Source organism: Paenibacillus sp. ALE2 (assembly GCF_054113385.1).
This window is the reverse complement of the sequence record NZ_CM134213.1, coordinates 1,385,934-1,402,500: the sequence shown is the minus strand read 5'-3', so window position 1 is coordinate 1,402,500 and position 16,567 is coordinate 1,385,934. Positions and strand designations below refer to the sequence as shown.

The following is a 16,567-nucleotide window of genomic DNA, read 5'->3' as shown; positions in this document are numbered from 1 at the left end:
GCCAGGAGAAGGTGCCCGTACCGCAAACCGACACAGGTAGGCGAGAAGAGAATTCTAAGGCGCGCGGAAGAACTCTCGTTAAGGAACTCGGCAAAATGACCCCGTAACTTCGGGAGAAGGGGTGCCTCGGTAGGGTGAATAGCCCGAGGGGGCCGCAGTGAAAAGGCCCAAGCGACTGTTTAGCAAAAACACAGGTCTGTGCGAAGCCGCAAGGCGAAGTATACGGGCTGACGCCTGCCCGGTGCTGGAAGGTTAAGGGGAGTGGTAAGCCTTCGGGCGAAGCTATGAACCGAAGCCCCAGTAAACGGCGGCCGTAACTATAACGGTCCTAAGGTAGCGAAATTCCTTGTCAGGTAAATTCTGACCCGCACGAATGGCGTAACGACTTGGGCGCTGTCTCAACGAGAGATCCGGTGAAATTTTAATACCTGTGAAGATGCAGGTTACCCGCGACAAGACGGAAAGACCCCATGGAGCTTTACTGCAGCTTGATATTGAATTTGGGTACGATCTGTACAGGATAGGTGGGAGCCGTAGAACTTTGAGCGCCAGCTTGAGGGGAGGCATCCTTGGGATACCACCCTGATCGTATCTAGGTTCTAACTTGGTACCGTGATCCGGTACGAGGACAGTGTCAGGTGGGCAGTTTGACTGGGGCGGTCGCCTCCTAAAGAGTAACGGAGGCGCCCCAAGGTTCCCTCAGAATGGTTGGAAATCATTCGAAGAGTGCAAAGGCAGAAGGGAGCTTGACTGCGAGACCTACAAGTCGAGCAGGGACGAAAGTCGGGCTTAGTGATCCGGTGGTACCGCATGGAAGGGCCATCGCTCAACGGATAAAAGCTACCCTGGGGATAACAGGCTTATCTCCCCCAAGAGTCCACATCGACGGGGAGGTTTGGCACCTCGATGTCGGCTCATCGCATCCTGGGGCTGAAGTAGGTCCCAAGGGTTGGGCTGTTCGCCCATTAAAGCGGTACGCGAGCTGGGTTCAGAACGTCGTGAGACAGTTCGGTCCCTATCTGTCGTGGGCGTAGGAAATTTGAGAGGAGCTGTCCTTAGTACGAGAGGACCGGGATGGACGTACCGCTGGTGTACCAGTTGTTCCGCCAGGAGCACCGCTGGGTAGCTATGTACGGAAGGGATAAGCGCTGAAAGCATCTAAGCGTGAAGCCCCCCTCAAGATGAGATTTCCCAGTATGTAAGACCCCTTGAAGACGACGAGGTAGATAGGTTGGGGGTGGAAGTGCAGTAATGCATGGAGCTGACCAATACTAATCGGTCGAGGGCTTATCCTAAAGATAAGACGCAATGAAGTTTCGGATCCAGTTTTCAAGGTGTAACCTTGGAATTACGTTTGATATTCAATATCATTTTATTGATAATCTGAATATCTTGTAGAATTTCACTAAGCGAGTCCATTCATATGGAGAGATACCCAAGTGGCTATAAGGGGACCCTCTGCTAAGGGGTTAGACTGCGTAAGTGGTGCGAGGGTTCGAATCCCTCTCTCTCCGCCATTTAGGACAAGCTAGTAAATTATGTTATGGCGGTGTAGCTCAGCTGGCTAGAGCGTACGGTTCATACCCGTGAGGTCGGGGGTTCGATCCCCTCCGCCGCTACCATACATACCCAGGAGGCTTAGCTCAGCTGGGAGAGCATCTGCCTTACAAGCAGAGGGTCGGGGGTTCGATCCCCTCAGCCTCCACCATTGTGCCGGTGTAGCTCAACTGGTAGAGCAACTGACTTGTAATCAGTAGGTTGGGGGTTCAAGTCCTCTCGCCGGCACCATTTTTTTTGAAAAATATAGGGAACTGTGGTGTAGAGGCCTAACATGCCTGCCTGTCACGCAGGAGATCGCGGGTTCGAATCCCGTCAGTTCCGCCATTTTTCAGTTTAATATTTTCACCGTACTAAAGTGGGAAGGGGTATCCCTCCGCACTTTATTTTTTTGTCAATGGATATGGCTCGGTAGCTCAGTCGGTAGAGCAGAGGACTGAAAATCCTCGTGTCGGCGGTTCGATTCCGTCCCGAGCCACCTTTATATGGAGGATTAGCGAAGTGGCCAAACGCATCAGACTGTAAATCTGCTCCCTTACGGGTTCGGTGGTTCGAATCCATCATCCTCCACCAGTTTTACGAGCCATTAGCTCAGTTGGTAGAGCACCTGACTTTTAATCAGGGTGTCGAAGGTTCGAGTCCTTCATGGCTCATCAGAAGTCATCAACTATAAGTTGATGGCTTTTTTTGTATTGTTATAAGTTATGTTTTTATATAGCTTTTTATTTTAAGGTATCGACGGGTTATAATGAGTTCATTATGTTCGCTTAGTGTTTAATCTATATTCTAAAAAAAGTGAAGTGGTGATCGCGTGACTTTGGATACAGAATGGATTCAGCAACAGCTTCAGAATATAATTCAAGCGCCTTTTACCATAGTGCCTTGGTGCCCAGAAATGATGGCAGAAGGAGAAACAGCCGATTCAGTTATACCGGATAGATCGTTTGTTAGTGAGAATAAATTATATTTTCCGTTTCGTGCATCGGCAGGTGAACTGGCTGCTTTTGCGGTAGAGGACAGATATTTGACGGATCGAGAACGGAAGTTGATAGAAGCGTTACTGGGGAACATGGAACAAGTCTGGCAGAATGGTTCACGCTTGTCGATCAACCCAGCCTATAGCGAGGAAGAGCGGATGAATCGTTTTGGACAATGGCTCATACAGCAGGCTGCCGACCTAAACAGTGAGGAAGAAGTTCCCACTGAATTGGAGCTTCGTGATTCGTTATCAGCGTGTATGGTGCCTTTTTTACTGAATGGCGAGGGAACACAGGATGGGGCTATTACTTATACGCAGCTTCACCGATTGTTAGCGAGCTATTTTGGAGGGAATGTGCTGCTTACTCCATTAGACGAACAATCTTGGCTGATTCTCGCAAAAAAGGAGCTTTTATTAGGGGCCGACGATGAACGGGATAAAGATCCTGAGACTAGAGAGGCAGATTTTGCGGAACCGCTGGAGGAGGTACTTACGGCTTTTAGCTTGGGGTTATATGAGCTTATCGCGAATGAATGGGTCGGTGTATTCCATTTGGCAATTTCCAAGCCTTCGGTCCCTTTGCAAAGTTTCCCCCACGAGCTGAATTTATTATGGGAGACGATCCATCTTGGCAAGCTTTTTCATGTAACAGAGCACATCCACCTTTCATGGGAGCTTCATTTGGAGAGACTGTTAAATCGCATTCCCAAGGAGCAGCGTGTACTATTTTTGGAGCAGGTAATGAAGTCATCTGTCATACTGGAAGACTCAGAAACGATGGCTACATTGGATATCTTTTTTCAACTGGATTGTAATGTGAGTGAGACAGCCAAGCGTCTGTATGTTCACCGTAATACGTTGATTTACCGTTTGGACAAGATTAAACAGGAGACCGGATTGGACGTGCGGACGTTTAATGATGCAGTTTTGGTCAAACTATATCTGCTATTGTACAAAGTGACAAAAAGGAAATAGCATTTTTGTGCAGTTTGCGAATAGCCAGGGTTTAGGTACTAGGGTAAGATACAAGTAGAAAATGTATTCGATTTCAAAACTTGACCTTGGGGAGGCAAAAGCTATGGCTGGCGTACGTTTAGAGCATATTTTCAAGAAATATCCGGGTGCAGAAAAAGCTACGGTTGTTGATGTCAATTTGGACATTCAAGATAAAGAATTTCTCGTATTGGTTGGTCCTTCTGGTTGTGGGAAGTCTACTACACTTCGTATGATTGCTGGTCTGGAGGAAATTTCAGACGGTAAATTGTACATTGGTGATCGTGTTGTGAACGATGTGGCTCCAAAAGACCGCGATATCGCGATGGTATTCCAATCCTATGCCTTGTATCCACATATGAATGTATACCAAAACATGGCTTTTGGTCTGAAGCTCCGCAAGGTTAAAAAGGAAGAAATTGATAAACGCGTACGTGAAGCAGCTAAAATCCTTGATATTGAGCATCTGTTGGATCGCAAGCCGAAAGCGTTATCAGGCGGTCAGCGTCAGCGTGTTGCCTTGGGACGTGCGATTGTGCGTGACCCACAAGTCTTCTTGATGGATGAGCCACTGTCCAACTTGGATGCCAAGTTGCGTGGTCAAATGCGTGCGGAAATCACGAAGTTGGCTAAGCGTCTGGAAACGACCGTTATCTATGTAACACATGACCAGGTTGAAGCCATGACGATGGGTGATCGGATTGTAGTTATGAAGGATGGTATCATTCAACAAGCTGCATCCCCGGATGAACTGTACAACCGTCCAGTGAATCTGTTCGTTGCTGGTTTTATCGGCTCTCCTACAATGAACTTTATCTCAGGTAAGCTGGTTGAAAAAGAAGGTGCATTGCATTTCGCAGCACCAGGTCTGGATCTGTTTGTACCTGAAGGTAAGGGGCAGATTTTGAAAGCGAAAGGCTACATTGGCAAAGAAGTGATCTTGGGCATTCGTCCTGAGGATATTCATGAAGAGCCTGTATTCTTGGAGGCTTCTCCGAACACGATCTTTACATCCACTGTGGATGTAACGGAAAATCTCGGTCATGAAATGCTGTTGTACCTGAGCGGTGCTGGAAACGATACGATTATTGCCCGTGTAGACGGACGTTCCAATACTCGTGATGGTGTCAAAGCGAAGTTGGCTGTTGATATGAACAAAGTTCATATTTTTGATAAGGAATCGGAATTGAGCATTCTGGTTGGCGAATAAGATCAGCCTCTGGAAGAGAGTCGCAGTTTTCCCAAGCGGAGAACTGCGACTCTTTTGTATATCATATCCACTACTAGCTTCGGCATTGCATTCAATGGAAAATTCCGATACGATGGGTGTACAATGGTGCAGGTCTAGATTCAGACAAGGTTCGTTGGCAGGAGTTCCAGATTGGGGCCTCCAACTGTCGGGATAGGGATAGCCTGGAATCCTATTGTTAAATCAAGTGAAGTGTGGACTCATTCAGGATAGACTGTGTGGGGTTGTATGGTTAATAGAATAATGCTACATAAATCAAATGGCGTATAGAATCCGGTTTTTGCAGATGAGGAGAGAATACAATGGCTAAACAGGTAAAGGTATCCGAGCTTGTACAGCAATTCCAAATGGAGGTTATTTCCGGTGAAAAGGGTCTGCGCAGACTGATCACCGTGGACGATTTGAATCGCCCAGGCCTGGAGATGGCCGGGTATTTTGAATATCATACACAGGAGCGGGTACAGCTTTTGGGAAGGTCTGAGCTGGCCTTTCTGGGTATGCTGCCTCCTGAGGAGCGACGGGATCGAATGGAGCGTTTGTGTACAGAGCTGACTCCATGTATTATCATCACACGTGGCCTGGAGGTACCGGCCGAGCTAGTGGAGGCAAGTACAGAGCGAGATATTCCTGTACTGCGAACTAATATGGCGACGACGATTTTATCGAGCCGTATCACAGGTTTTCTGGAAAGAAAGCTGGCACCTACGGCAACTATTCATGGCGTATTATGTGACGTGTATGGCGTGGGAATGCTTATTACAGGCAGTAGTGGAATTGGTAAGAGTGAAACAGCACTGGAACTTGTCAAACGTGGGCATCGCTTGGTAGCAGATGATGCGGTAGAAATCCGGCAAACGTCCGATTTTCAGTTGCATGGAACAGCACCTGAACTCATTCGTCACCTGCTTGAAATTCGAGGTGTAGGCATTATTAATGTGATGACACTGTTTGGTGCTGGTGCAGTTCGTAATAATAAGCGAATTACACTGGTTGTCCGCCTGGAGGCATGGCAACAGGACAAGCAGTATGACCGTCTCGGTCTCGATGAAGAAACTACACGCATTATTGATACAGATGTTCCACTCGTTACGATTCCAGTTCGTCCAGGCCGAAATCTGGCTGTTATTATCGAGGTAGCGGCGATGAACTATCGTTTGAAACAAATGGGCGTTAATGCAGCCCTGCAATTTACAAACAAGCTGACTGCTACGATTTCTGAAGATATGGAAGAGATGGATTAAGGTTCGTTCGGTTGCAAGGAAGGACAAGGAGTGAGAGAAACATATGTCAACGGCAACATTACTGCTGAATCCGATTGCTTTTTCAATCGGGGCAATCAAGGTCCATTGGTATGGGCTTATTTTGGGGCTGGCGGCGCTTGTGGGTTTATATCTCGCCATCCGTGAGGGAAAAAGATTCGGTATTCCGCAGGAATTCTTTATGGATATGCTGCTTCTGGGTGTTCCATCAGCCATTATTGGAGCGCGTATTTATTATGTAGCCTTCAAATGGGAAGACTACCGGGATAATCTATGGGATATCTTTAAAATTTGGAATGGCGGTATCGCGATATATGGTGCCTTGATTGGTGCCATTATATGTGCGGTTATTTATTTCCGTTATAAAGGGTATAACTTCTGGCGTGTTGCTGATATTTGTGCGCCGGGTCTATTAATCGGTCAAGCGATTGGACGCTGGGGTAATTTTGTCAATCAAGAGGCTTACGGTGGACCAACGGAGGAGACTTTTTTGCGCAGTCAGCTGCATCTACCGGATTTCATTGTGAATCAGATGAACGTTAACGGGGTGTTTCACCACCCTACGTTCCTGTACGAATCGCTGTGGAGTATTGTAGGCGTGATTTTGCTGCTTGTGATTCGCCGGATGAAATTTGTACGTGCGGGTGAAATGTTTGCATTTTACTTCATTTGGTACTCTATTGGTCGCTTTTTCATCGAGCGGGTGCGGACGGACAGCTTGGCCTTTCAGGGACCGGACTGGCTGGCTTCCTTTGTGAATGCTCTGTGGTCCCCTATGGTATGGCTAGGGTTTGAACCGGGGTACTTGGACCCGAATTACGGTAATGTACGGATCTCACAGTTGCTTGCTATTTTCATCATTGTGGCTGCCGTGATTTTTATCTTGGTTCGTAGTCGGAAGGGCTCGGCCGTTGCGAGATATAGCGACCCGATTGTCTCCAGCAAGACGGGGATTGATCAGGTACCTGATATGACGCCAGAACAAGTATCCCATCCTGGGCAGGATGCGGTTTCTCCAACAGCCACAGCGGATAAGCTATCTAAGGAAGACACGGATGAGGACAAGAAGGAGCATCTATGATAAATACGATTTTGTTTGATTTAGACGGTACCATTATGGATACGAATGAGTTGATAATCAGCACATTTTTACACATTTTGAACCATCCAGATGCGGATCCGCTAACGCGGGAGCACATTATTCCTCATATGGGGGGAACGCTGGACGATCAACTCCGTACTTTTACGGGATTAACGGATGTATCTGGGCTAGTTAAAGACTACCGTGCTTATAATCAAATTCATCATGATCAAATGGTGAAGCCATTTCCATATGTTATTGAGGTTATTCAGGAGCTACGTGCACGAGGAATTAAGTTGGGGGTTGTGACAACTAAAATACGACCATCCACGATACGTGTACTTAACCTGTTTAATCTGACTTCCTCTATGGATTATATTGTTACGGTAGACGATGTGGAGCATCCGAAGCCTCACGCGGAGCCAGTGCTCAAGGCTTTGGCAGGTTTGAATGCTAAAGCGGAACATACGTTGATGGTTGGAGACAGTTCCTTTGATATTTTGTCAGCTCAGGCGGCAGGTGTGAAATCTGCGGGAGTGGCCTGGTCGCTCAAGGGTGAGGAAACTCTGCGCGGATATGGACCAGACTACATGCTATATGATATGAGGGATTTGCTGAAGCTGGAGCTTCAAGGTGTCAATGTATCGTGAGAAAGGTGAACCGCTATCCTGTAGAAGGTCCCAATGCATTGTGGCAAATTTATCGGACGGTGAGCCCTTGGAAAGGCGTTAAGAACTTCATTTTCATACAGATTGCCCGGTATTGTCCTGTGCTTTCTCTGAAAAATGTTATCTACCGCAGAATGCTGGGGATGAAGGTTGGGCAACATGCAGCCTTCGGTCTGATGGTGATGGTGGATGTTTTTTTTCCAGAGCATATCACAATCGGGAACAATTCGGTCATTGGATATAACACGACCATACTGGCTCATGAATACCTTATACAGGAGTATCGCATCGGTAAAGTGGTGATCGGGGATCGTGTGCTGATCGGCGCAAACACAACCATTTTGCCGGGTGTTACCATCGGTGACGGGGCTGTGGTAGCGGCCGGAGCGGTTGTGCATAAAGATGTACCGGCAGGTGCTTTTGTAGGCGGTAATCCATTGCGTGATTTAAGACGCTCTGGTGTGGATGAGAAGTAATAGCATGATAAGAAAGGCCCCTTATATATTAAGGGGTCTTTCTTGTGCTGTTTTTCTGTATAATAAGTGGGGTAATGCATGTTGGTTATGTTTAAAAATTGATAATAGATATTTTTGCAAAGCGATATGGGAGCGTGTTGATTTGGTCAAAAAAGAACGTATACCAGAGCTTGATATTTACCGGGGAATATTAATTGCGGCCGTCATTACCATTCATGCAACTTCAATGGCATTGATTGATGCGCGTCATTCTCTATTGTTTTATCCCTTTTTATTTTTAAATATGTTTAGCAGCTTTGCAGTGCCTGTATTTATTTTTGTGAGCGGTTTTGTTTTATTTTACAATTATGTCGATCGGCCACTTCGTGGAAAGAGTATGCTTTTGTTTTTTCGAAAAAGACTGATGTTTATTGTGTTACCCTACGTTTTATTTTCTCTTATGTACTATTTGACCTTGGTGACACGTGGGTTGATGCCGCTTAGTGATCTTCCGCTCGTGCTGCTAACGGGAAAGGCGTATACGCATTTGTATTATGTTATTATTATCATCCAATTTTATTTGGTCTTTCCGCTACTGTTGTGGGGAGTGCAGCGTTTACGTCATTGGATATCGAGTCCACGGAGAGCAGCTTTTGTCATTTTGGCAGTAGGGTTGGTCATTCAATGGGGGTTTGTACTGCTGAACAAATATGTTTGGCAAGAGGAGAGAGGAAGCCTTGCAATTACGTATATCAGTTACTTTGCCTTGGGTGCCGCTGTAGCGATTGGATATGAAGGGTTTAAAAAGTGGCTTTTTCCAGTCCCAGGTACGGTAATGGGTCGCGGCCAGTTGATCAGCTGGTGGGCCCTGTGGGCGGCTTGGTTATTACTCGGGATCGTTTATGTACAAATATGGTTTATAGCCTACCGCAAAGCCATTTATGCAGACTCGCTGGTCTATGAACTGCTACATAATGCATATGCTCTCGTATCTGCATTGGTGCTGTTTCAGTTATCGGTTTTTTTATATCGTCATACTAGTGATAGACTGCGAATGTTCATCAGTTGGCTGGGAGCATGTTCTTTCGGTATTTATTTACTTCATCCGGCGTTATTACGAGTGTATCGCAAACTGGATTTGCATGGTACACCTATAGAATATGTCTTCTCTGTTGCTGGCGGATGGGTGTTGGCGCTGTTTGGAACATGGCTGATTGTGACATTGTTTTTTCGATATGTACCATTTTCATGGATCGGTTTGGGGACAGTTCCGAAGTTTCCATCCCAGAGTAAAGATGAACAGGCAAACTACTAAATACTTTGACTTGGACTGTTGGCTTAAGGCTGACAGTCTTTTTTAGGATTCATGTATTTTGCATTGGATAAAATATAGAGAGGGACAGCGACTTGTCCGGGCTGTAAAAATGGGCTGCTACGTTTGGTTGACGTTCATAAGTAGGGCATGATAATATATCGAATATACTTTAGTTTGTTAGCACTTTACCATGATAAAGATATTGTGAAATCATGAGGTGATAGAGATGTCTAAGCCAAAAGGATTTGAGATTCCTGTAGGGGTTCGAGATTATCTTCCACGTGCAGTGTCGAAGCTGCGGGCCATTGAACTGAATGTACTCGCATGTATGGAGCGTTGGGGTTACCGTCAGATTATGACGCCTACGATGGAATACTACGATACAGTGGGAGTGGCTAGTTCTACTTCTGATCGGAAGCTGTTTAAATTGCTCAACAACCGGGGGACTACGTTGGTACTTCGTTCTGATATGACTGCTCCGATTGCACGGGTGGTGTCTTCGTTGCTAAAGGAAGAAGAAGTACCGCTTCGCCTGTCCTATCACGCCAATGTATTTCGAGCGATTGAGGAAGAGGCAGGAAGAGAGGCGGAGTTTTTTCAAACAGGCGTGGAGCTGGTAGGGGATGATTCACCTGAGGCTGATGCAGAGGTTGTAGCATTGGCCATTGCATCATTGCAGGCAGCGGGTGTTAACTCTTTTAAAATTGCCATGGGACATGTGGGATTCCTGAACGGGTTATTTGAAGAGATCATTCCAGGTCGCCAGGCTGAACAGCAAGCACTAAAAGAACTGTTGCTCAGTCGTGATGTAGTGGGCTACCGAGCGGCGATTGAAGCTTTAGGTTTGGCCCCCGCGCATCGGGATAAGCTGGAGGCCATTCTTCGGCTTCGTGGTGGGAAGGAAATTTGCGAGCAGGCTACTCGCCTTAGTGTGGAGCAGCAGACGATTCAATCCATTGCACATTTGTGCGAGGTGTGGGAAGTGCTTGAGGCATACGGCGTATCTGAGCATGTGTTAATTGACCTTACCATGATCGGTGATTTTTCATATTATACAGGAATGACTTTTGAGGGCTATGCAGCGGAAATCGGGTTTCCGGTATGCAACGGAGGTCGTTATGACAATCTGCTTCAGCAGTTTGGGCGATCGGTACCGGCAACGGGATTCGCATTGAAGACGAACCGAATCGTCGATGGTGTGGATGGTATTTCAATTGAGACGAAGCGTCCGGTATTTATCCGTTATGACGAGCAGGAACGACAAGAGGCGCTATCCGCCGCAGCACAGCTACGTGCAGAGGGTTTTACTGTGGTGACAGGACTCACGGGGGGACCGGAGGATCGACGTCGTGAGCAGCAGGATCTGTACGCAGAGGTATACAGCTATACAGCTGAAGGAAGACGGCCCGTACAAAGGGGGGAATTGTCATGACGGAAACATTGAAGGTAGCCATGCCGAAGGGACGGATTTACAAGCAGGCTTCCAAGTTGTTCCGCCAGGCAGGGGTTCCAATTCCACTGGATGTGGACGAAACCCGCAAGTTGGTCATCCCATTGCCTGAGCTGGGAATGGAATTTATTATGGCGAAGCCCGTCGATGTTCCTACGTATGTGGAGTATGGTGCAGCTGACATCGGCATTGTCGGTAAGGATGTTTTGCTGGAAGAAAACAAGGATGTATATGAGCTGCTGGATCTGGGGATTGCCCGTTGCCGGATGTCGGTAATTGCTTTACCTGATTGGCAACCAGGTATTCGTCAGCGGGTCGCTACCAAATATCCAAATGTGGCTTCCCAGTATTTTCGGGAGCAAGGTCAGCAGGTGGAGGTCATTAAGCTGAACGGCTCCATCGAGCTGGCGCCGTTAATTGGTCTGGCAGATCGCATTGTAGATATGGTGGAGACAGGACAGACCTTGCGGGAGAACGGATTGGTTGAGCAGATTAGCATACTGGATATTACCAGTCGTTTGATTGCCAACCGGGTCAGTTACCGGATGAAAAATGGTCCGATTCAGGCGTTGTGTGATCGATTGCATCAGGTGATCCCAACTGAAGTAGTACCGAAGGATTAAAGGAACGGAGCAACGGTTCAGGAACATTCTGCAAGCAAGCAGCAGGTAGGGGGAATGAGCAAATGAAGATCGTAGCAGCCCGTGATTTCAGCCTCCAACGAGAGGTGGATTACGGAACACCGGAGCAAAACGAGGCTGTGCGTACGATTATTCAATCGGTACGCCAAGAGGGGGATGAGGCTGTTCTGCGGTATACGGAAACGTTTGATGGTGTATCGCTGACAGCGGAGCAGCTTCGTGTGACAGATGAAGAATTGAAGTCGGCCTATGACAAGGTAGAGCCTTCATTTATACAGGCAATTCGAGAAGCGGCGGATCATATTCGCGCTTTTCACCTCAAGCAAAAGCGTAACTCATGGATGGATTTACAGCCGGACGGTAGCTTACTCGGTCAAATCATCCGGCCGTTGAAACGTGTAGGCGTGTATGTTCCAGGCGGTAAAGCCGCCTATCCATCCTCGGTGTTGATGAATGTCATTCCCGCTCAGGTGGCTGGAGTACCGGAGATCGTCATGGTGACACCCCCGGCGACAGGCGGCAAGGCAGGGATCGACCCCTATACACTGGTAGCTGCGGCAGAGGCTGGTGTAACGGAAATATTCAGGGTTGGCGGAGCGCAGGCCATTGCCTCTCTTGCATACGGGACACATAGTATTGAACCGGTCGATAAAATTTGCGGTCCCGGCAACATTTATGTAGCGCTGGCTAAGCGAGAAGTATACGGTGCAGTGGATATCGACAGTATTGCGGGACCGAGTGAAATTGTCGTATTGGCTGATGACACGGCCAATCCCTCTTATGTAGCGGCTGACCTACTTTCACAGGCAGAACATGACGAAATGGCCTCAGCCATACTGGTTACGCCCTCGCAACGCTTGGCCGAAGAAGTATCAGCCGAGGTAGGGCGCCAATTGGCGGAGTTGCCGCGCAGAGATATTGCTGCTGCATCGGTAGAGGCATACGGAGCCATCATTGTCGTTGACAATTTGGAAGAGGGCATTCGTATTGTCAACCGGCTTGCCCCCGAGCATTTGGAGATCATGACAGAGCAGCCGATGGAACATATGGGAATGATCGAAAATGCAGGAGCTATTTTTCTGGGAGCATATAGCTCGGAGCCGGTAGGCGATTATTTTGCCGGACCTAATCACATCATCCCGACGAATGGAACGGCGCGTTTTTCCTCGCCAGTGGACATTGATGATTTTATCAAGAAGTCGAGTATGATCTATTACAGCAAGGAAGCACTACTGCGCAATGGAGAGACCATTATGCAGCTTGCCCGGCATGAAGGGCTGGAAGGCCACGCACGGGCGATACAAGTTCGATTGGACAATGAGAAGAAGGCGGTGGATGACGATGGGGAACGAAAATAACGAAGCAGGGCGTACAGGCAGTGTCAGCCGGAAAACGAATGAAACAGACATTCAGCTGTCATTTGCAGTAGACGGGACAGGGCAGGCTGAGATTGAAACGGATGTTCCTTTTTTAAATCACATGCTAGATTTGTTCACCAAGCACGGACAATTTGATCTAAATGTACAGGCCAGAGGGGATGTGGATATCGACGACCACCATACCGTCGAGGACATTGGGATCTGTCTGGGGCAAACCTTGCTGGAAGCATTGGGTGATAAAAAAGGCATCAAGCGCTATGCCAGCGTCTTTGTACCGATGGATGAGGCGCTCGCGCAGGTTGTTATTGATCTGAGTAATCGGCCTCATTTTGAGTATCGTGCAGAGTACCCGTCTCAACAGGTAGGCAGCTTCTCGACAGAGCTGGTGCATGAATTTCTATGGAAATTTGCGTTGGAGGCTCGCATGACGTTGCACGTCATTGTTCACTACGGGCAAAATACCCACCATATGATTGAGGCGGTGTTCAAAGCGCTGGGGCGTGCTTTGGATGAGGCGACCTCCATTGATCCGCGGGTGACAGGAGTGCCTTCAACGAAGGGAGTGCTGTAGTCCATGTCCATTGCCATTGTGGATTACGGCAGAGGGAATCTGCATAGTGTGAGCAAGGCGGTTGAGCGCCTTGGCTTTGAGGCTGTAGTGACAGGAGATGCTCAAGTGATTCGTGCCTCCAGCGGTGTGATTTTGCCGGGTGTAGGGGCCTTCGGGGATGCGATGGAGCATCTGCGTTCCAGCGGATTGGATCGGGTTATTCAGGAGGTTGCAAGTGCTGGACAACCGCTGCTCGGTGTTTGTTTGGGAATGCAGCTATTGTTCACTCGTGGTGAAGAATACGGCAGTCATGAAGGACTTAATATTTTACCAGGCGAGGTCGTTCGGTTTGCTCCTGATCTGGGCGTTAAAGTGCCGCATATGGGCTGGAATCGTCTGCGTATGACTCAGCCGGAGCACCCGCTGTTGCAGGGTTTGGAGGAAGGGCATGTGTATTTTGTGCATTCCTATCATGCGAAGCCGGAGGTCGAAAGTGATCTGCTGGCGGTGACCGACTACGGTGGGCCCGTAACGGCTATCGTGGGCAGAGGCCATGTGTATGGCATGCAGTTCCATCCAGAGAAAAGCGGAGAAATGGGGATGCGCCTGCTTCGTCAGTTTTTGGAACTAGCGGAAGCGAAAAAGCGAGCGTAACGATTCGTGAGTCTGCATTTGGTGGCACGCCAACTTTGGTCGCTGATTGATGTAAAGGCATAGAGATGTTGAATAGCTCACAAGGGGGTCTTAACTTTGTTCACGATATACCCGGCGATTGATATTCGCGATGGCAAATGTGTACGACTGGTACAAGGTGATTATAACCAGGAGACGATATACAACGAAAATCCGGTGGAAGTAGCACGAGAATGGGAGCGCTTGGGTGGCTCCTACATTCATTTGGTTGATTTGGACGGTGCCAAAGCAGGTCAACCAGTGAACGATGCGCTCATTGGGCAGATCGCTTCTGCGGTGCAAGTACCTGTACAAGTGGGCGGCGGCTTACGTACGCGCGAGCATGTGGAACGGCTGTTGTCGCTGGGCGTGAGCCGGGTGATTTTGGGCACGGCAGCTATTGAGGATCGTGCTTTTACGGAAGCGGTATTGGGTACCTACGGTGATCGTATCGCCATCGGTCTGGATGCGCGGAATGGCTATGTGGCTACACGTGGGTGGCTCGAAACCTCGGAGGTCCGAGCAGATGAATTGGCTGCTGAGCTAGCCTCCAAGGGAGCTGAAACATTTATTTTCACAGACATTTCCCGCGACGGAATGATGCAAGGCCCGAATGTGGAGGCGATCGCAGCGCTTGCCAAAAGCAGTGGGCGAACCGTGATTGCATCTGGCGGTGTCAGCAAGATGGATGATCTAATCACACTGAGCACCTATGCGAAGGAAGGCGTAGGCGGAGCTATTGTGGGTAAAGCATTGTATACAGGGAGCATTGATTTACAGATTGCCGTACAAGCTGTAGCAAAGGCATAGGGGGAGTAGGCATGCTGGCTAAACGTATTATTCCCTGCCTGGATGTAAAGGATGGCAGGGTGGTTAAGGGCGTTAATTTTGTGAACTTACGCGATGCAGGTGATCCGGTGGAGCTGGCTGCGCTGTATGACCGGGAAGGGGCGGACGAAATCGTGTTTCTGGATATATCCGCTTCGGTTGAAGGTCGCGCCACGATGGAAGAAGTAGTTCGCCAGACAGCCGGGGAAATTGCCATTCCTTTCACCGTAGGTGGCGGGATATCTCATGTCGATGATATGAAACGCATTTTGCGGGCTGGTGCTGATAAAATAGGCCTAAATACGGCAGCTGTCCGCAACCCGCAGCTGATTGCGGAAGGTGCGCGCAGCTTTGGTTCACAATGTATCGTTGTTGCCATCGATGCCAAGTACAATGAAGCGTGGGGCGAATGGGAAGTATACACGCACGGAGGCCGCACGCCATCAGGCATTCGCGCCTTGGCTTGGGCTAAGGAAGCAGAGCAGCTCGGGGCAGGTGAAATTCTGCTGACTAGTATGAATGCAGACGGAACCAAGGATGGCTTTGACCTGCCACTGACTTCCGCTGTTTCGGGTACCGTAGGGATTCCAGTGATTGCTTCCGGCGGAGCCGGCAAACAGGAACATTTCTATGACGTGTTTACGTCAGGCAAGGCAGATGCTGGATTAGCAGCAACGATTTTTCACTATAAAGAAATCGGGATTCCTGAGTTGAAACGAGATTTGAAGCGCAGAGGAGTGGAGATACGATGAGCAACGAATTGAACCAACAGCTATCTCTGGAGCAGATACTGGATAATGTCCGCTGGAATGAGGCCGGGCTTGTCTCGGCGATTGTGCAGGATGATGCTACGCTTCAGGTATTGACGCTGGCCTACATGAACCGTGAGTCGCTGAAACTGTCTTTGGAGTCAGGGGAGACCTGGTTCTGGTCACGTTCCAGACAGGAGCTGTGGCATAAGGGGGCAACTTCAGGGAATACGCAGAAGATCTCTTCCATTCAGCTGGATTGTGACGGCGATGCTCTATTGGTGCGTGTCATTCCGAGCGGTCCGGCCTGTCATACAGGTGCAACGAGTTGCTTTTCCCGTGATATTTCCGTGCCAGGAACAGCTGTAGCAGCTGGGGCAGGAAATGCAGGAGCTCAAATATTAGGAACCCCTACCAATGCTATTTCCAATGCTTCAGAAGGCCGCTTTGAGGTGCTCGCCCAATTGGAGGCAATTATTAAGGAGCGCGAGGAGACACGTCCTGAAGGAGCCTATACGACCTATCTTTTTGATAAAGGCGTAGACAAAATCCTGAAGAAGGTTGGCGAAGAAGCCTCCGAGACGATTATTGCAGCCAAAAACAAAGATAATGAGGAGTTGCGCCTGGAGATCAGCGACCTGATTTATCACCTGCTGGTGCTGTTGCAGGAGCGCAAGCTTCCACTCGATGACGTGCTGGCTGAGCTGAATCGCCGTCATGAACGCCCTCGTCGTGATTAGGA

At 48.6% G+C, this 16,567-nt stretch carries 15 protein-coding genes, 8 tRNA genes and 1 rRNA gene (1 of these 24 running past the window's edge); all 24 read left to right on the top strand.

The genetic code is table 11. The annotated features are described in order from the left end of the window. Nucleotides 1-1,295, top strand: a 23S ribosomal RNA gene (locus ACXHJ1_RS05995) (it extends 1,630 nt beyond the left edge of the window). 130 nt (nt 1,296-1,425) lie between these two features. Then, nucleotides 1,426-1,517: transfer RNA gene (locus tag ACXHJ1_RS05990), tRNA-Ser, on the top strand. A 28-nt stretch (nt 1,518-1,545) separates the two neighbouring features. Further along, nucleotides 1,546-1,622 (top strand) — tRNA-Met (locus ACXHJ1_RS05985). A gap of 10 nt (nt 1,623-1,632) precedes the next feature. Continuing rightward, nucleotides 1,633-1,708: transfer RNA gene (locus ACXHJ1_RS05980), tRNA-Val, on the top strand. Between the two features lie 4 nt (nt 1,709-1,712). Continuing rightward, a tRNA-Thr gene (locus ACXHJ1_RS05975) sits at nt 1,713-1,788 on the top strand. A 19-nt stretch (nt 1,789-1,807) separates the two neighbouring features. Then, a tRNA-Asp gene (locus ACXHJ1_RS05970) sits at nt 1,808-1,884 on the top strand. Between the two features lie 78 nt (nt 1,885-1,962). Further along, nucleotides 1,963-2,035, top strand: a tRNA-Phe gene (locus ACXHJ1_RS05965). Nucleotides 2,036-2,044: 9 nt separating this feature from the next. Then, nucleotides 2,045-2,130: transfer RNA gene (locus ACXHJ1_RS05960), tRNA-Tyr, on the top strand. A 7-nt stretch (nt 2,131-2,137) separates the two neighbouring features. Then, nucleotides 2,138-2,210: transfer RNA gene (locus tag ACXHJ1_RS05955), tRNA-Lys, on the top strand. Between the two features lie 158 nt (nt 2,211-2,368). Then, entirely contained in the window at nt 2,369-3,511 is a 1,143-nt protein-coding gene (locus ACXHJ1_RS05950; RefSeq protein WP_123796628.1) for a PucR family transcriptional regulator, read from the top strand. Nucleotides 3,512-3,614: 103 nt separating this feature from the next. Then, nucleotides 3,615-4,739 (top strand): ABC transporter ATP-binding protein, encoded by a 1,125-nt coding sequence (locus tag ACXHJ1_RS05945; protein WP_013368790.1) that lies wholly within the window; start codon nt 3,615-3,617, stop codon nt 4,737-4,739. A gap of 341 nt (nt 4,740-5,080) precedes the next feature. After that, entirely contained in the window at nt 5,081-6,019 is a 939-nt protein-coding gene (gene hprK / locus ACXHJ1_RS05940; RefSeq protein ID WP_016820103.1) for an HPr(Ser) kinase/phosphatase, read from the top strand. Between the two features lie 43 nt (nt 6,020-6,062). Continuing rightward, on the top strand, nt 6,063-7,118 hold the full coding sequence (gene lgt, locus ACXHJ1_RS05935; RefSeq protein WP_457905794.1) for a prolipoprotein diacylglyceryl transferase: 1,056 nt from the start codon (nt 6,063-6,065) through the stop codon (nt 7,116-7,118). Next, nucleotides 7,115-7,768, top strand: coding sequence for a pyrophosphatase PpaX (gene ppaX, locus ACXHJ1_RS05930; protein ID WP_019685785.1), 654 nt, complete (start codon nt 7,115-7,117; stop codon nt 7,766-7,768). The genes lgt and ppaX overlap by 4 nt, the downstream gene beginning before the upstream one ends. Next, complete coding sequence (locus ACXHJ1_RS05925) at nt 7,765-8,262, top strand: acyltransferase (protein ID WP_013368793.1); 498 nt, start codon at nt 7,765-7,767, stop codon at nt 8,260-8,262. Before ppaX ends, ACXHJ1_RS05925 begins: the two co-directional genes overlap by 4 nt. Before the next feature lie 142 nt (nt 8,263-8,404). Then, nucleotides 8,405-9,556 (top strand): acyltransferase, encoded by a 1,152-nt coding sequence (locus tag ACXHJ1_RS05920; RefSeq protein ID WP_457905793.1) that lies wholly within the window; start codon nt 8,405-8,407, stop codon nt 9,554-9,556. A gap of 226 nt (nt 9,557-9,782) precedes the next feature. Beyond that, nucleotides 9,783-10,988, top strand: coding sequence for an ATP phosphoribosyltransferase regulatory subunit (locus ACXHJ1_RS05915; protein WP_457905792.1), 1,206 nt, complete (start codon nt 9,783-9,785; stop codon nt 10,986-10,988). Further along, the gene (hisG, locus tag ACXHJ1_RS05910) at nt 10,985-11,629 is read left to right on the top strand and encodes an ATP phosphoribosyltransferase (protein ID WP_016820114.1); all 645 of its coding nucleotides are present in this window, start codon (nt 10,985-10,987) and stop codon (nt 11,627-11,629) included. Before ACXHJ1_RS05915 ends, hisG begins: the two co-directional genes overlap by 4 nt. 62 nt (nt 11,630-11,691) lie before the next feature. Then, nucleotides 11,692-13,005: a histidinol dehydrogenase gene (hisD, locus tag ACXHJ1_RS05905; protein ID WP_457905791.1), complete on the top strand. Its 1,314-nt coding sequence runs from the start codon at nt 11,692-11,694 to the stop codon at nt 13,003-13,005. Beyond that, nucleotides 12,989-13,597, top strand: coding sequence for an imidazoleglycerol-phosphate dehydratase HisB (gene hisB / locus ACXHJ1_RS05900; RefSeq protein ID WP_025363693.1), 609 nt, complete (start codon nt 12,989-12,991; stop codon nt 13,595-13,597). The genes hisD and hisB overlap by 17 nt, the downstream gene beginning before the upstream one ends. 3 nt (nt 13,598-13,600) lie before the next feature. Further along, a complete protein-coding gene (hisH, locus tag ACXHJ1_RS05895; protein ID WP_016820117.1) occupies nt 13,601-14,230 on the top strand; it encodes an imidazole glycerol phosphate synthase subunit HisH in 630 nt (209 codons plus the stop codon). A gap of 96 nt (nt 14,231-14,326) precedes the next feature. Next, nucleotides 14,327-15,058: a 1-(5-phosphoribosyl)-5-[(5-phosphoribosylamino)methylideneamino]imidazole-4-carboxamide isomerase gene (gene hisA, locus ACXHJ1_RS05890; RefSeq protein ID WP_044786789.1), complete on the top strand. Its 732-nt coding sequence runs from the start codon at nt 14,327-14,329 to the stop codon at nt 15,056-15,058. An 11-nt stretch (nt 15,059-15,069) separates the two neighbouring features. Further along, a complete protein-coding gene (hisF, locus tag ACXHJ1_RS05885) occupies nt 15,070-15,828 on the top strand; it encodes an imidazole glycerol phosphate synthase subunit HisF (protein WP_457905790.1) in 759 nt (252 codons plus the stop codon). Continuing rightward, nucleotides 15,825-16,565: a bifunctional phosphoribosyl-AMP cyclohydrolase/phosphoribosyl-ATP diphosphatase HisIE gene (hisIE, locus tag ACXHJ1_RS05880; protein WP_430097649.1), complete on the top strand. Its 741-nt coding sequence runs from the start codon at nt 15,825-15,827 to the stop codon at nt 16,563-16,565. Before hisF ends, hisIE begins: the two co-directional genes overlap by 4 nt. The last annotated feature ends 2 nt before the right edge of the window (nt 16,566-16,567 follow it).

What these genes read in the sequence shown, in the direction of transcription:
- hisIE (WP_430097649.1), top strand. Translation starts at nt 15,825, where the DNA reads ATGAGCAACGAATTGAACCAACAGCTATCTCTGGAGCAGATACTGGAT.
- hisG (WP_016820114.1), top strand. Translation starts at nt 10,985, where the DNA reads ATGACGGAAACATTGAAGGTAGCCATGCCGAAGGGACGGATTTACAAG.
- hprK (WP_016820103.1), top strand. Translation starts at nt 5,081, where the DNA reads ATGGCTAAACAGGTAAAGGTATCCGAGCTTGTACAGCAATTCCAAATG.
- hisH (WP_016820117.1), top strand. Translation starts at nt 13,601, where the DNA reads ATGTCCATTGCCATTGTGGATTACGGCAGAGGGAATCTGCATAGTGTG.
- ppaX (WP_019685785.1), top strand. Translation starts at nt 7,115, where the DNA reads ATGATAAATACGATTTTGTTTGATTTAGACGGTACCATTATGGATACG.
- hisD (WP_457905791.1), top strand. Translation starts at nt 11,692, where the DNA reads ATGAAGATCGTAGCAGCCCGTGATTTCAGCCTCCAACGAGAGGTGGAT.
- hisB (WP_025363693.1), top strand. Translation starts at nt 12,989, where the DNA reads ATGGGGAACGAAAATAACGAAGCAGGGCGTACAGGCAGTGTCAGCCGG.
- ACXHJ1_RS05945 (WP_013368790.1), top strand. Translation starts at nt 3,615, where the DNA reads ATGGCTGGCGTACGTTTAGAGCATATTTTCAAGAAATATCCGGGTGCA.
- ACXHJ1_RS05915 (WP_457905792.1), top strand. Translation starts at nt 9,783, where the DNA reads ATGTCTAAGCCAAAAGGATTTGAGATTCCTGTAGGGGTTCGAGATTAT.
- hisF (WP_457905790.1), top strand. Translation starts at nt 15,070, where the DNA reads ATGCTGGCTAAACGTATTATTCCCTGCCTGGATGTAAAGGATGGCAGG.
- lgt (WP_457905794.1), top strand. Translation starts at nt 6,063, where the DNA reads ATGTCAACGGCAACATTACTGCTGAATCCGATTGCTTTTTCAATCGGG.